General features: G+C 63.6%; 17 protein-coding genes. 8 read left to right on the top strand and 9 right to left on the bottom strand.

The window, feature by feature from the left end; genetic code table 11:
• The first annotated feature begins 157 nt into the window (after positions 1-157).
• The 3 genes from LB569_RS23295 to LB569_RS23285 all read left to right on the top strand — a co-directional run bounded on the left by LB569_RS23295 (position 158) and on the right by LB569_RS23285 (position 3470).
• A complete protein-coding gene (locus LB569_RS23295; protein WP_224694255.1) occupies positions 158-694 on the top strand; it encodes a sigma-70 family RNA polymerase sigma factor in 537 nt (178 codons plus the stop codon).
• Between the two features lies 1 nt (position 695).
• Positions 696-1334 carry an NrsF family protein gene (locus LB569_RS23290; protein WP_224694254.1) on the top strand — a complete coding sequence of 213 codons (639 nt, stop codon included), beginning with the start codon at positions 696-698 and terminating at the stop codon, positions 1332-1334.
• Positions 1335-1550: 216 nt separating this feature from the next.
• Positions 1551-3470, top strand: a complete 1920-nt coding sequence (locus LB569_RS23285) for a PAS domain S-box protein (RefSeq protein WP_224694326.1) — start codon at positions 1551-1553, stop codon at positions 3468-3470.
• Positions 3471-3533: 63 nt separating this feature from the next.
• On the opposite strand, the gene LB569_RS23280 is transcribed toward LB569_RS23285, so the two are convergent.
• The 7 genes from LB569_RS23280 to LB569_RS23250 all read right to left on the bottom strand — a co-directional run bounded on the left by LB569_RS23280 (position 3534) and on the right by LB569_RS23250 (position 9086).
• Positions 3534-4412: a 3-hydroxybutyryl-CoA dehydrogenase gene (locus tag LB569_RS23280; protein WP_140708488.1), complete on the bottom strand. Its 879-nt coding sequence runs from the start codon at positions 4410-4412 to the stop codon at positions 3534-3536.
• A 213-nt stretch (positions 4413-4625) separates the two neighbouring features.
• On the bottom strand, positions 4626-5555 hold the full coding sequence (locus LB569_RS23275; protein WP_224694253.1) for an electron transfer flavoprotein subunit alpha/FixB family protein: 930 nt from the start codon (positions 5553-5555) through the stop codon (positions 4626-4628).
• Between the two features lie 23 nt (positions 5556-5578).
• Positions 5579-6328 (bottom strand): electron transfer flavoprotein subunit beta/FixA family protein, encoded by a 750-nt coding sequence (locus LB569_RS23270; protein ID WP_140708491.1) that lies wholly within the window; start codon positions 6326-6328, stop codon positions 5579-5581.
• A gap of 234 nt (positions 6329-6562) precedes the next feature.
• Positions 6563-7363: a rhomboid family intramembrane serine protease gene (locus tag LB569_RS23265; protein ID WP_224694252.1), complete on the bottom strand. Its 801-nt coding sequence runs from the start codon at positions 7361-7363 to the stop codon at positions 6563-6565.
• A gap of 32 nt (positions 7364-7395) precedes the next feature.
• Entirely contained in the window at positions 7396-7977 is a 582-nt protein-coding gene (locus LB569_RS23260; RefSeq protein ID WP_224694251.1) for a cob(I)yrinic acid a,c-diamide adenosyltransferase, read from the bottom strand.
• Between the two features lie 24 nt (positions 7978-8001).
• Positions 8002-8193: a twin transmembrane helix small protein gene (locus LB569_RS23255; RefSeq protein WP_224540500.1), complete on the bottom strand. Its 192-nt coding sequence runs from the start codon at positions 8191-8193 to the stop codon at positions 8002-8004.
• Between the two features lie 26 nt (positions 8194-8219).
• Entirely contained in the window at positions 8220-9086 is an 867-nt protein-coding gene (locus LB569_RS23250) for an SDR family oxidoreductase (protein ID WP_224540502.1), read from the bottom strand.
• Between the two features lie 59 nt (positions 9087-9145).
• Here LB569_RS23250 and LB569_RS23245 point away from each other — a divergent pair, with 59 nt between their 5' ends.
• On the top strand, positions 9146-9997 hold the full coding sequence (locus LB569_RS23245; protein WP_027031240.1) for a YihY/virulence factor BrkB family protein: 852 nt from the start codon (positions 9146-9148) through the stop codon (positions 9995-9997).
• 80 nt (positions 9998-10077) lie between these two features.
• Here LB569_RS23245 and LB569_RS23240 read toward each other — a convergent pair whose 3' ends face one another.
• On the bottom strand, positions 10078-10974 hold the full coding sequence (locus LB569_RS23240) for a DMT family transporter (RefSeq protein WP_224694250.1): 897 nt from the start codon (positions 10972-10974) through the stop codon (positions 10078-10080).
• Between the two features lie 172 nt (positions 10975-11146).
• On the opposite strand from LB569_RS23240, the gene LB569_RS23235 reads away from it, so the two are divergent.
• Positions 11147-11383, top strand: coding sequence for a CopG family ribbon-helix-helix protein (locus tag LB569_RS23235; protein WP_140710055.1), 237 nt, complete (start codon positions 11147-11149; stop codon positions 11381-11383).
• Positions 11384-11394: 11 nt separating this feature from the next.
• On the top strand, positions 11395-11682 hold the full coding sequence (locus LB569_RS23230; protein ID WP_140710057.1) for a type II toxin-antitoxin system RelE/ParE family toxin: 288 nt from the start codon (positions 11395-11397) through the stop codon (positions 11680-11682).
• A 4-nt stretch (positions 11683-11686) separates the two neighbouring features.
• Here LB569_RS23230 and gluQRS read toward each other — a convergent pair whose 3' ends face one another.
• A complete protein-coding gene (gene gluQRS, locus LB569_RS23225) occupies positions 11687-12562 on the bottom strand; it encodes a tRNA glutamyl-Q(34) synthetase GluQRS (protein ID WP_224694249.1) in 876 nt (291 codons plus the stop codon).
• 75 nt (positions 12563-12637) lie between these two features.
• Between gluQRS and LB569_RS23220 the strand changes: the two genes are divergently transcribed.
• Together LB569_RS23220 and LB569_RS23215 are read left to right on the top strand one after the other, a co-directional pair.
• A complete protein-coding gene (locus tag LB569_RS23220; protein ID WP_224694248.1) occupies positions 12638-13279 on the top strand; it encodes a DNA-3-methyladenine glycosylase family protein in 642 nt (213 codons plus the stop codon).
• Between the two features lie 190 nt (positions 13280-13469).
• Complete coding sequence (locus LB569_RS23215) at positions 13470-14027, top strand: HNH endonuclease (protein WP_027031236.1); 558 nt, start codon at positions 13470-13472, stop codon at positions 14025-14027.
• Positions 14028-14303 lie beyond the last annotated feature (276 nt).

The raw sequence follows: 14303 nt of genomic DNA, 5'->3' as shown, positions 1-14303 counted from the left end.
TGGCATCGCCCGATATGGGGACCAGAGGATCCGTCAGGGAATTTCGTGGCCCATCCCGAAAACTTTCGTGATTTGCCCGTAGATTGGCTTGGACATTATTTCGCCGGCCACGTAACAAATCAGTGCCGAGGCGCGAAGATCGGGGGAGTGAACTCTTGTGAGCGGCAAGGACGAGGCCGAGCTTTCCCGGCTGATGCGGGCCGCGATCGCGGGAGATGAAAAGGCCTATGCCGATTTTCTCCACCGGATTGCCGCGCTGATCCGCGGCTTTGTCCGGCGCAAGATCGTGCAGGGCGGAGTCGATCCCGAGGATGTCGTGCAGGAAACCTTGCTGGCCATTCATGTGAAACGACATACCTGGCGCCAGGACGCGCCGGTGTTGCCCTGGGTCTATGCGATTGCCCGTTTCAAGCTGATCGACGCATTCCGGCGGCGCGGACGGCGCATCGAGATCGATGTCGACGACATCGCCGAGACTTTCGCCGAGCCGGAGACCGAGACGGTCAGCGAGCGCGACGTCAACCGGGCGCTCGACACCTTGCCGCCGGCGCAGCGTTCGGTGGTCTCGGCCATATCGGTCGAGGGCCACTCGATCGGGGAGACGGCGGCCAAGTTCGGCATCAGCGAAACAGCGGTGCGGGTGTCGCTGCACCGCGGACTTGCCGCGATAGCCAAGCGGTTTGGACGGCAGTGACATGAGAACCGAAGATCTCATCAAGGCACTCGACGCCGATATCAGCAGCAAGGCGATGCCGCTGCGTTCGGCCTGGTGGCTGGCGGCTGGTATGGCCGTTGTGGTCGCTGCCGCGGTCTTCTGGATGACCATCGGTCCGCGCCCCGATTTCATGGCGGCCGCGCATACGATGCGCTTCCTCGCAAAGTTCGTTTTCACCATAGTGCTCGCCGCCAGCGCCTTCGCTTTTATACGCGTCCTGTCGACGCCTGGCGCCTCGACGGCGCGGGCCTTGGCCTGGATGGCCGCGGCGCCCCTGCTGGTGGCTGTTGCGGTGGCTCTTGAGCTGTTCATGGTGCCGCAGGCGCTGTGGGGCACGCGCATGGTCGGCTCCAACATGATGATCTGCATGGGGTTCATCCCGCTGATCGGCATCGGCCCGCTGGCCATCTTCCTGTGGATGCTGCGTTATGGCGCGCCGACACGGCCGGTGCTTGCCGGCACGGTCGCCGGGCTGCTTGCCGGCGGGCTGGCGGCGACTTTCTATGCCGCGCACTGCTTCGACGACTCGCCGCTTTTCGTTGCCACCTGGTACACGATCGCCATCGCGGCACTCGCTGTGCTTGGCGCGCTCGGCGGGCGGTTTTTCGTGCGCTGGTAGCGCTAGCCGGGATCGCACGCCGTGCACACTGATCCTTAATCATGCCGGCAATTGTTTGCCGGTTTCCCATATCGCCGGTACCTCGAGCGCAACCTTTCCTTAAAATCGATCCTTCAGGGTTTTAACGGGAAAAAGCGATTGCCCACGGGGGTGGCATAAATCGTGAGATTACGAGCACTCATCAGGCCTCACAGACATGCGGCGCTGGCCTTGGCCGTGGCCGGTCTTGCCGTAGCGGCGGCCTCGGTCATGTTGCCGAGGCTGGACTTTGGCGCCGAGGCGCTCAAGCTCTGCCTTCAGGTGTCGTCCGCATTGACAGCCGGCGTGCTCGTGCTCGCGGCCCTGTTCATCGCGCGCATCCCCGGCGACCGCCGGCTGGTTGCCGAGAGCGAGCAGCGGTTCCGCCGGGTCATGGAGGACTCGGCCATCGGCATCGCCATCGTCAGCCTCGACGGGCGTATACTGCAGACAAACCCGGCGTTCGCCGCCATGCTCGGCTACAGCCGCGAGGAGATAGAGGCGCTGACCTTCTTCCAGATCACGTATCCCGACGATCTGGAGATCGGACGCGAAACGATGGCCGGCCTGAAGGCCGGCACCGTCGATGCTTTCCATTTCGAGAAGCGTTATCTCAAAAAGGACGGTACACCCGTCTGGGCCCAACTTGCCGGCTCCGTCATTCGCGATGAGAAGAACGGACGCCCGCTCTATCTCGTCTCGCAGATCGAGGATATCGACGCGCGCAAGCAGGCCGAGGCACGCATCGCCGAGGCCGAAACGCGTTGGAATTTCGCGCTGGCCGGCGCCGGTCAGGGTGTCTGGGACCTCGACATACGCAAGGGAGGCACCACCTATTCCTCCACCTGGGTCAAGATGCTCGGTTTCGAGGACGGCGAGCTGGATGGCGACCCCGACCGCTGGCTGACGATGATCCATCCGGACGACCGCGCCGCCGTCGCGGAGGCCGATCGCGCCCATCTCGAGGGCGAGACGGAATTCTTCGAGGCCGAGTTCAGGATGCGCCACAAGGATGGCCGCTGGATCTGGATCCTCGACCGCGGCAAGGCCATCGAGCGTGACGCGGATGGGCAGCTGATCAGAGCGATCGGCAGCTTGACCGACATCACCCGACGCAAGCAGGCCGAAGAACGGCTCACCGTCTCGGCGGCGCTGCTGGCCGACGAGAAGGAGCGGCTGAAGGTGACGCTGCAATCGATCGGCGACGCCGTCATCTGCACCGATGCCGCGAACCGCGTCACCTTCATGAATCCGGTGGCCGAGAAGCTGACCGGCGTTTGTGGCGACGAGGCACTCGGCAAGACGCTCGGTCATGTCTATTGGGCTGTCGACGAGGAGACGGGGCAGCGCATAGGCGTGGCGCGCGCATCGATCGGCGCCGGGGCGCCCTCCGACCAGAACAGCCGTGCGGTGCTGATCCGGCGCGACGACACGCGCTGCAGCATCCGCCAGGTGGTGTCGCCGATCGTGAACGAGCGCGGCGAATTCTGCGGCCTGGTCATCGTGTTTCAGGACTTCACCGATGCGCGCGCCCTGCAGCGGCAGCTCGCCCATGCCGCCGCGCATGACGCGCTGACCGGGCTGGCCAATCGTTCGAGCTTCATCCGCATCATGGAGGACCTTGTCGGCCAGGCGCGCAAGGACGGCACGACGGCAGGCGGCGGCCATCAGTTCATGTTCATCGACCTCGACCATTTCAAGCTGGTCAACGACACGGGCGGCCACGCCGCCGGAGATGCCTTGCTGAAGCGGGTCGCCGAGGCCGTGCGCGGCGTACTTGGTCCCGAAGACATCGTCGCGCGTCTGGGCGGCGACGAATTCGCGGTCATCCTGAAGTCCGGCTCGACGGCCGGCGCCGGGATCGCGGCACGCTCCATCATCGATGCGATAGCCGGCCTGAACTTCACCTGGGATGGCCGGACGCACGTGATCGGCGCCAGTATCGGACTGGCGGCGATCAATGCCGATTGCGGCGAAGCCGACGAGATCATCGCAAGGGCCGACACCGCCTGCTATGCGGCCAAGGCCGCCGGCCGCGGATGCGTTTGCGTGGCGCCGGCCGGCAGGATCGCCGACGACCGGTCAGAGCCACCGGAGCCGCTCGCGGCGGCCTCGTGAGGGCAATCACGTCAGCACGGTTCATCGGCTGACGGAAACGCCGAACCCTGTGCCGTGACCCCGTCAGCGCGTTGGAACGGGGTGTTCGCCGCGATAATCGTAGAAGCCGCGCCCGGTCTTGCGGCCGAGCCAGCCGGCCTCGACATATTTGACCAGCAGCGGGCAGGGACGGTACTTCGAATCCGACAGGCCGTCATGCAGCACCTGCATGATCGACAGGCAGGTGTCGAGGCCGATGAAATCGGCAAGCTGCAGCGGCCCCATCGGATGGTTGGCGCCAAGCCGCATGGCGGTGTCGATGGCATCCACCGAGCCGACCCCCTCATAGAGGGTGTAGATCGCCTCGTTGATCATCGGCAGCAGGATGCGGTTGACGATGAAGGCCGGGAAATCCTCCGAGACCGTGATCGTCTTGTCGAGCTGCTTCACATAGGTCTTGGCGGCTTCGAAGGTCTGATCCTCGGTGGCGATGCCGCGTACCAGCTCGACCAGCTTCATCACCGGCACCGGGTTCATGAAATGTATGCCGATGAAACGCTCCGGCCGGTCGGTCTGCGCGGCGAGCCGCGTGATCGAGATCGACGAGGTGTTGGTTGCCAGTATGGCTTCGGGATTGAGCTGCGGACAGAGCTGCGCGTAGATCTTGCGCTTGACGGTCTCGTCCTCGGTCGCCGCCTCGATCACCAGATCGGCGCCTGCCAGATCGGCCATCGTGGGCGCGGAGGCAATGCGTGCCATCGCCTGGTTGCGCAGCTTCTCGTCGAGCTTGCCGGACCCCACCTGACGGGCCATGTTGCCGCTGATGGTGGCAATGCCCTTCTCGATGCGGTCGGGCGATATATCGTAGATCAGGACCTTGTAGCCCGAAAGCGCGGAGACGTGGGCGATGCCGCCGCCCATCTGGCCCGCACCAATGATGCCGATCGTCTCGATCTTGCTCATTACCCGATCCCGTCCGGAGCGTTTTTCGCTGGAAAAGCGAACCGCCCCATCTCTTTTGTTTTCCTGCAATTCCCGGCGCAAAAACCCCTGCGCACTGCTGCTGGAATTGCTTTAAGCCTTTTGTGGCCTGCTTATTGTGCGGTGCAAACTAAAAGGGCGGGGCGACTTCGTCTACCCCACCCCTCGCAATTTAATACGGTTTGCGCGGAAGCGTCAAAGCGCCTTCTGCAACTCCGGCAGGATGACGAAGAGATCGCCGACGAGACCGTAGTCGGCGACCTGGAAGATTGGTGCCTCCTCGTCCTTGTTGATGGCAACGATGACCTTGGAATCCTTCATGCCGGCAAGGTGCTGGATGGCGCCGGAAATGCCGACCGCGATGTAGAGATCGGGAGCGACGACCTTGCCGGTCTGGCCGACCTGCCAGTCGTTCGGCGCATAGCCGGCATCGACGGCGGCGCGCGAGGCGCCGACCGCGGCACCGAGCTTGTCGGCGACCGGCAGGATGACCTCCTGGAACTTTTCGGAAGAGCCAAGTGCACGGCCACCCGAAATGATGATCTTGGCCGAGGTCAGTTCGGGACGATCGGTCTCCGAGAGCTTGTTCTCGACGAAGGTGGACAGGCCAGGATTGGCCGCCGCCTGGACGGTCTCGACCGAGGCCGAGCCGCCCTCGGGCGCCGCCTGGAAGGAAGCCGTGCGCACGGTGATCACCTTCTTGGTGTCGGTCGACTGGACGGTCTGGATGGCGTTGCCGGCATAGATCGGGCGCTTGAAGGTGTCAGGCGACACCACTTCGATGATCTCGGAGACCTGCGCGACATCGAGCAGGGCCGCGACGCGCGGCGCGACGTTCTTGCCGGCTGATGTCGCCGGGGCGATGATGGTGTCGTAGGCGCCGGCCAGCGAGACGACCAGTGCCGCCGTCGGCTCGGCGAGACGCTCGGCCAGTTCGTCAGCCTCGGCGAGCAGCACCTTGCCGACGCCCTTCAGCTTGGCGGCGGCGTCGGCGGCGGCCTTGGCGCCCTTGCCGGCCACCAGCACATGAACGTCCGAGCCGATCTGCAGCGCCGCCGACAGCGCCTTGGCGGTCTGGTCGGAAAGGGTGGCGTTGTCGTGTTCGGCGATGAGGAGAATTGCCATATGTCTGTTCCTTTCCCGATCGCTTACAAGACGCCGGCTTCGTTCTTCAGCTTGTCGACCAGTTCGGCGACGCTCTTGACCTTGACTCCCGCCTTGCGGCCGCTCGGCTCCTCGGTCTTGATGACCTTCAGGCGCGGCTTGACGTCGGCGCCGTAGTCGGCGGGCGTCTTCTCGTCGAGCGGCTTCTTCTTGGCCTTCATGATGTTGGGCAGCGAGGCATAGCGCGGCTGGTTGAGGCGAAGGTCGGCGGTGACGATCACCGGCATCTTCAGGTCCACCGTCTGCAAGCCGCCGTCGACTTCGCGCGTCACCTTGGCATGGTCACCCTCGAGCACGACCTTGGACGCGAAGGTGCCCTGCGCCCAGCCAAGCAGCGCGGCCAGCATCTGGCCGGTCTGGTTCGAGTCGTCGTCGATCGCCTGCTTGCCGAGGATGACGAGGCCAGGCTGTTCGGCGTCGACGACGCCCTTCAGCACCTTGGCGACGCCCAGCGGCTCGGTCTGTTCATCGGTCTTGACCAGGATGGCCCGGTCGGCGCCCATGGCGAGCGCGGTGCGCAGGGTTTCCTGTGCCTGCTGCGGACCGATCGACACGACGATGATCTCTTCGGCCTTGCCGGCTTCCTTGATCCGGATCGCTTCCTCGACCGCGATCTCGTCGAACGGGTTCATCGCCATCTTGACGTTGGCCAACTCCACCGCCGAACCATCGGCCTTCACGCGCACCTTGACGTTCGCGTCGACAACCCGCTTCACGGGCACAAGGATCTTCATTTGCCTGTCACCTCTTCACGCTAGTTGGGCGCGCTATAGCAGCCTGCGCCCGCTCTGAGTTGTCGAAAGCCGACATTCCTGACTGAATTCCGGCCAGACGGAATTCTGGCAGGATGGAAATTCTGGCCTTTGCCCATCGTGGACCGCTCCTTAACAGCCTCGGGCTCGGACGGAGACGTTTCCGTAGTTGGGGCAACCCTTGACGTCAATACGCAGAAAGCGGCTCAAATCGGTTCAGTTTGGGCCAGAAGGGTTTCCTCGGCCCCAGCGCGTCGTGGTGGCCGACGGTTCGGACGCGGCTGGTTCAGCGGCAACCGGCTGCTGGTCCGGTGTGGGAGCCACGGTATCCTCGTCGGCGGGGGCAAATAGCGGCACGCCGCGGCTGCGCAGGACCAGCACCAGAATAGCGCCGGCGATGATGCCGCCGATGTGGCAGGCCCAGGAAATCTGGTCCTCGCCGCCGGCCGCGAACATGACGATCTGGAACGCCACCCACAGGATGAGCGGGATGAAGGCCGGAATGCGCAAGGGGATGCGGGCAAAGGCAAGGACCCACACCTTTACCCTGGGATAGAGAATGAGGTAGGCGACGACCACGCCGGCAATGGCGCCTGAGGCGCCGATCAGCGGAACTTGCGAATCCCAGGCGACGAGCCCCTGGAAGGCGGCACCGGCGATGGCGCACAGCAGATAGAAGATCAGGTAGCGGATGTGACCGAGCGCGTCCTCGACATTGTCGCCGAACACCCAAAGGAACAGCATGTTGCCGCCGAGATGGAAAATATCGGCATGCAGGAAGGAATAGGTGAGATAGCTCAGGCTCTCGGGGATGATGACAAAGCGGGGGTCGAGTTCGGCCGTGTCGTGAACGACGGAGGGGATGAAGCCGAGGCCGAGCACGGCAGCGTTGGTAAAATTCTCGCCGCCGAGCGCTGTTGCGCAATAGACCACGGCGTTGGCGACGATCAGGCCGATCGTCACATATTGCAGCCTGATGTGGCGCAGCCTGTTGGTGTCGTAAAGCGGGATGAACATCGGTCGCTGGCCCCCTCCGCTTTCCGGTTCGTTCAGCGGTTCTTGCCGGGCACCCATAGCACGTCGGCATTTCCATTGTCATTGACCGCCCGGGCGGCGACAAACAGGAAATCCGAGACGCGGTTGATGTATTTCAGCCCGTCGCGGTTGACGTGTTCGGTAGGTTCCTGGGCCAGGGCGACCATCAGCCGCTCGGCGCGCCGCGCCACCGTACGGGCGAGATGCAGGGCGGCGGCGGCAGGTGTGCCACCGTTCAGCACGAAGGATTTGAGCGGCCGCAGATCCTTGTTGACGAGGTCGATGTCCTTCTCGACGCGGTCGGTCTGCGCCGGCGTGATCCGCAGCGGCTCGTAACCGAGCGGCTTGCCGTCATCGGGCACGGCGAGATCGGCGCCGAGGTCGAAGAGATCGTTCTGGATGAGCGACAGCATGGCGTCGATCGCCGGATGGCCGTCCGCCGTGTGGATCCGGGCCAGGCCGATACAGGCATTGGCTTCGTCGACCGTGCCGTAGGCGTTCACCCTGAGGTCGGATTTCAGCCGCCGCTCGCCCGTACCGAGGCCCGTGGTGCCGTCATCGCCGGTGCGGGTGTAGATCTTGTTGAGCTTGACCACGTCGTCTCCCCGCTGCCGACATCCTCACTTGCGGGTGAAATACACGGCCAGCAGGATCAGCACCAGCGCCACGGCCTGCAGCATGACGCGTGCCTGCATCAGCTTGTTGGAGGTGACGCCCGAACCGCCGCGCATCATGTTGATGAGGCCCCGGACCAGCACGATCACCACGGCGGCCATAACCAGAATGGCGAGGATGTTGAAGACGGTTGCCATTTTTGCGTTTCCAGTTGTTTTCGCGTTCAGGCGCGTTTGGCCATCAAGCGGTAGAGTATCGATGCCGGCAGGATGCGTTTGAGCGCAGCGCCGATCCTGGCCGGCACTGTTACCACATAGTGTGGACGCGGGCGCCGCGACAGAAGTGCATGGCGCAGAACCTTGTAGACCACCTCAGGCCCGGGTTTCAGCGCCGACTGGCTGCCGCCGGCGCGCAATCGCTCCAGTTGCGCGGCATAATCGGCGCTGTGCACGGAATTCTCGATGTCGATGTTTTTCAGGAACCAGGGCAGGCCGTTGCTGGCGATCCTGGATTTTACCGGCCCCGGCTCGATCAGTGAAACGTGGACGCCGCTGCCGGCCAGTTCCTGGCGCTGGCAGAGCATCAGAGCTTCGAGCGCATGCTTGGACGCCGAATAGGCGCCGCGAAAGCGCACCGGCACCAGGCCAAGGATCGAGGAGCAATGGACGAGGCGGCCGTGGCCCTGGCGGCGCATCACCGGAACCAGCCGGCGGGTCAGGTCGTGCCAGCCGAAGAAATTGGCCTCGAACTGCTCCTTGAGCGCCGCAACGGACAGATCCTCGACGGCGCCGGCCTGCGCATAGGCACCGTTGTTGAACAGCGCGTCGAGCCTGCCGCCGGTGCGGTCGAGCACCGCCGCCACCAGGGCGGCGATGGAATCCGGTTCGCTATAGTCAAGGTAAAAAGCCTCGATGCCGTCCGCTTCGAGCGCGGCAATGTCTTGCGGCTTGCGCGCCGTCGCGAACACCCGCCAGCCTTCGGCCTTCAAAGCACGGGCGCAATAGGCGCCGATGCCGGAAGAAGCACCGGTGACGATGATGGCGCGCAACTCTGCTGCTTGCGAATTCGTGGTTTGACGAAGGGTTGCCATTTGCCGCATTCCCTTCCCATATTCGCGGCGTCGAGACAATCGAAGGGGAGCGCGCGTTCTTGCTGCGGAATATTGTCGCCCTGCGCCGCGTGCTCTACGACGCGCTCGGCCATTTCAACACCGATGACGGCTGGGCGATGGCCAGCCATCTGGCGATCACCTCGCTGATGGCGCTGTTTCCGTTCCTGATCTTCGCCACGACGCTGGGCAGCTTCCTCGGCGCCCAGGCCTTCGCCGACACGGCCGTGCATCTGGTCTTCGACACCTGGCCGGACCAGATCGCCAAGCCGATCGCGCATGAGGTGCTCAACGTGCTGACCGTCAGGCGCACCGACCTGTTGACCTACGGCGTGCTGCTTGCCGCCTACTTTGCCTCGAACGGCATCGAGGCGCTGCGCACATCGCTCAACCGTGCCTATCGGGTCACGGAGACGCGCGGCATCATTTATCGCCGGGTGCAGAGCATCTTTTTCGTGCTGATCGCCACCGCCGGGTTTCTGGCGATCAGCGTGCTCCTGGTGTTCGCGCCGTTGCTGGCGCGGCTGGCGGAAGCCCATTTCGAGTGGATCAAACCCTATACCGGCACGATCACTTTGTGGCGCTACGTCATTGCCTCGACCGTCATCATCGGCGGCCTGTTTGCCGTCCATTACTGGCTGCCGGCCGGCAAGCGCCGTTTCGTCTCGCTGGTGCCGGGCATCATCTTCACGCTGGCGGCATGGCTTATCGGCTCGACGATGTTTGCCACCTATCTCGACCATTTCTCGTCCTATGTGACGACCTATGCCGGCCTCGCCTCGATCATGATCGCGGTGGTCTTTCTCTACATCGTCTCGGCGATCTTCATCCTCGGCGGCGAGCTCAATGCCGCAATCAGCCGGTATCTGGAGGCGCGTGCGCGGGTTGGATGACCGGCCGAATTGAGGAATTGGAGAACTGGAGAACTGGAGAAATCAGGAATTGCACGCCGGCACCAGATGGCTGCAATTCCTCAATTCCTCAATTCCTGAGTTCTCCCCTTGGCCTGTCGCGCTGTCGCCAGGCCGACGCCGAAGGTGGTGATCGCCATGCCGACGATCTGCAAGGCGTTGAGCTGTTCGTTGAACAGGGCCCAGGCGATGAGGGCGGTGACGGCGGGCACCAGATAGAACAGCGAGGCCACTTTCGACATCTCGCCGTCGCGGATCATCACCATCAACAGGAAGATGGCGCCGAGCGACAGCACCAGCACCAGCCAGGCCATGGCGAAGATCAGTTCGCCATTGATGACGACGGTGTGCGTTTCAAAGGCAAGCGCGGCCAGGATCATCAGCGAGGCGCCGCCGACATATTGCCACATGGTCGCGGCGACGAGGTCGCCGCCGGAAGCAAAACGCTTCTGCCAGATGGTGCCGGCGCTCATGCCGAGCACCGAAACCAGCGAGGCGGTCAGCGTCGCCGCAGTCACGCCTCCGCCGAGCGCCCCGAGTTTTGGCCACAGCACGATGACGATGCCGACCAGGCCGATGCCGAGGCCAAGCCAGTGGCGCGGCAGGATGGCCTCGCCCAGAAACTTGCCCGCAAGCACCGCGGTGATCAGCGGCTGCAGGCCGACGATCAGGGCCGAAAAACCGGCCGGCATGCCCCGATGAATGGCCCAGAAGACGGCGCCGAGATAGACGCCATGCATCAGCACGCCGGCGCCGGTGGCGTGCAGCGCCTCCTTGCTAGTGGCTCGTTTAGAGCCCAGCACAAGCGTCAGCAGGGCCAGCAGCACGGCGGCGATGAGGAAGCGCGCGGCGAGGAAGGTGAATGGTTCCGCCCATGGCATGGCATAGCGCGCGCCGATGAAGCCGGTCGCCCACAGGACGACGAAGGTGGCGGGGATGAACCGCTTGAGGCTGTGCATGTTCCGGGACCGCCACGCTGGTGAGAATTGACTGTGGCGATGCTCTAGGCCCGTTCAGCCCGCCGCGCAAAACGAAACGATTGATCCATGGGTCATGGGGACGATGAACCTGTCGGGATGCTCAGACGGTATTTTCTTGGCGACGCGGCCGTGTCTGTGGCAAAATAGCAATATGGACAGGATCGACGGCATTTCAGATGATCTCTTGCGGCGCATCGATGCGCTAACGGCCCGGTCGACGCTAACGCGTGCCCAGATCATTGAGGACGCGCTTGCGCGCGGACGCTCGCTCGCATGGCAAGAAAATTGGATCTCGGGCGTCCAGGCCGGGCTTGAAGAGGCCGATCGCGGCGAGTTCGCCACCGAGGAAGAGATTGCTTTGGTCCTCAATAAATACAGCACGGCGTAAGCCGGGCAATCATGCGCATTGTCTGGACCAGACGCTACCTGACTGAGCTTGAAGCTATCGGCGACTACATCAGCGAACACAATCCACGCGCCGCTGCCCGCATCGTCAAGGAGATCCATGGTAAAACCAGTCGCCTTCTTTCGGCGAATCCATTCATCGGCCGCACCGGCGAAATCAATGGTACACGCGAACTGGTCATCCCGAGCACGCCCTACATTGTCGCTTACCGCGTCAGGGATAAGGAAATCGAGATTCTCTTCGTTCAGCACGGTGCGCGACAATGGCCCAACGAACCTTGACCGCTTATAGCCCCACCATCCTTTCGACATCATCCGGCGAAGCCCCTGCGTCACGCAAGGCGGCGAGGCCGGTATCCCCGAGGCTCTTCGACAGTTTTCGTCCGTCCGGCCCGAGGATCAGCCGATGATGGAAATAGGCGGGCCGCGGCAAACCCAGAATGTCTTGGAGCAGGCGCTGCACGCCGGTCGCGGAAAACAGATCCTGTCCACGCACGACATGGCTGACGCCTTGCAGCGCGTCGTCCATGACGACGGCGAGGTGATAGCTGGTCGGGATGTCGCGCCGCGCCACGATCACGTCGCCCCAGTCCTGCGGACGGGCCTCCATGGAGCGCGTGGCGGAAAGCGTCTCATCGGTGAATTCGGTCCATGTGAGGTCCTTGCCGGCACGCGCCATGGCGGCGCCGACGTCCAGCCGCCAGGCGAACGGCGCATTCCCGGCAATCCGCCGCTTGCGCTCCTTCGTCGGCAGCGCCTTGTCGGCCGGGGGATAGAGCGGCACGCCGTCGGGGTCGCGCGGCCAGTCGCGCCCGCGCGTTTGGGTCTCGGCTATAAAAGCCCTGATCTCGCCTCGGCTCATGAAGGCGGGATAGACCAGTTCCTCGCGGATCAGGCGCTCGAGCACCGTCCCGTATTCCGCGAAATGCTCCGATTGCCGGCGCACCGGCTCTTCCCAGGCCAGGCCGAGCCATTTCAGGTAGGCGAGCATGCCCGCCTCGAACTCCGGCGTGCAGCGCGTGATGTCGATATCCTCGATGCGCAGCAGCAGGCGGCCGCCTGACGCCTTTGCCAGCTTCTGGTTGAGCAGCGCCGAATAGGCGTGGCCAAGATGCAGTTGGCCGTTGGGGCTGGGCGCGAAGCGGAATGTCAGGAGCGTCATGTCTCTGGCGGCAATCGGGTTGTGCTGTGGTTTTGGCGGTTGCTACTTTGCGGCACATTCGCGGACAAGGATACCATGCAGCGCATCGCCACACTGGACGACGTCGAGCGCGGGCTCGATGCGCTTTGCCTCATCGATCCCCGCCTGGAAAAGGTGCGCGGCATGGCCGGCGAGGTGCCGCTGCGGCTCTCGGAGCCCGGGTTCAGAAGCCTGGCCTCGATCATCGTCTCGCAGCAGGTGTCTCGCGCCAGCGCCGATGCCATTTTCGGCCGGCTGACGAAACTGGTCGATCCGCTGACACCCCAGGCGATCCTTGCCGCCGGCGAGGACATGTTTCGCGAGGCCGGCCTGTCGCGGCCCAAGCAGCGCGGCCTGATCGCGGTCGCCCAGGCCGTGGACGACGGGCTCGACCTGCATCACCTCTGTTGGCTCGACGCCGGGGAGGCGATCACGGCAATGACCGCGGTGCCCGGCATCGGTCCCTGGACGGCGGAAGTGTACCTACTGTTCGCCGCCGGACACCCCGACATCTTCCCGGCGCGGGACGTCGCCCTGCAGAGCGCTGTCGGCCATGCGCTCGGTATCGACCCGCGCCCAGCGGAGAAAACACTGATCGCCCTGGCCGAATCATGGAGCCCGTGGCGAGGTGTCGCATCGCGGCTTTTCTGGTCCTATTATCGCGAAACCAGGGGCAGGGACTCCACGCCGCCAGCCTGAATCCGCAAAAAAGCATGAAAATCATGCGTTTTTCGCAGTTAGGGCGAGTGACAATCCGCTTCACATCCCTGTCATGTCAGGCTTACAGTATCCGCGCCGAACGGTCGGGCTTTTGAAGCTGCACGCGGTCCTTTGCGAGAGTCGAAATTTCGATTTTCGAGGGCGTGTGCGAACCAAGGAGGTCAACAAGGTGACGGTTGCCGTATCTCCGGATGGGCTTCCAGCGCTGGTGCTGAATGCGGATTACCGTCCGCTCAGCTATTACCCCTTGTCGCTCTGGTCCTGGCAGGACGCCATCAAGGCGGTTTTTCTTGACCGGGTGAATATCGTCGCCGAATACGAGCATGCGGTGTCCTCGCCGACCTTTTCGATGAAGCTGCCGAGCGTGGTCAGCCTGAAGGCCTACGTGAAGCCGTCGAGGCACCCGGCATTCACCCGCTTCAACGTGTTCCTGCGCGACCGCTTCCAGTGCCAGTATTGCGGCACGCCAGAGGATCTGACCTTCGATCACGTCATCCCCCGCCATCGCGGCGGTGCCACGACGTGGGAGAATGTCGTCGCCGCCTGTTCGCCTTGCAATCTGAGGAAAGGCGGCATGATGCCGGCGCATGCCAAGATGTTTCCCCTGCAGAAGCCCTACCAGCCGACGGTGCATGATCTGCACAATAACGGCCGCCTGTTCCCGCCCAACCATCTGCATGAAAGCTGGATGGATTATCTCTACTGGGATGTGGAGTTGGAGCCGTAGAGTTCCACGCGATCGGTCAGCCACGCAAATTGTCGATCCCGGCGCTGCCCCTCATCCGGCTGCCGCCACCTTCTCCCCGTATAGTGACTGGGAGAAGGGAACTGTCCGCGACGCCGGCACCGTTCTGCAACGTCGATGATTGGCGAAACCATTGACGAGGGAATCTTTCTCCCCGTCATATACGGGGAGAAACGTCCGGTGTCCGAACCGGATAGATAGGTAACAGAATGGACTGATTGCATGGGTGACAGTTTTCTTGTCCGCCGGGAGGACCGG

Origin of the sequence: Mesorhizobium sp. BH1-1-4 (genome assembly GCF_020165665.1) — a bacterium.
GTDB lineage: Bacteria > Pseudomonadota > Alphaproteobacteria > Rhizobiales > Rhizobiaceae > Mesorhizobium.
Note: the sequence above shows the minus strand (reverse complement) of the source record. Positions and strands in the feature narration are given on the sequence as shown.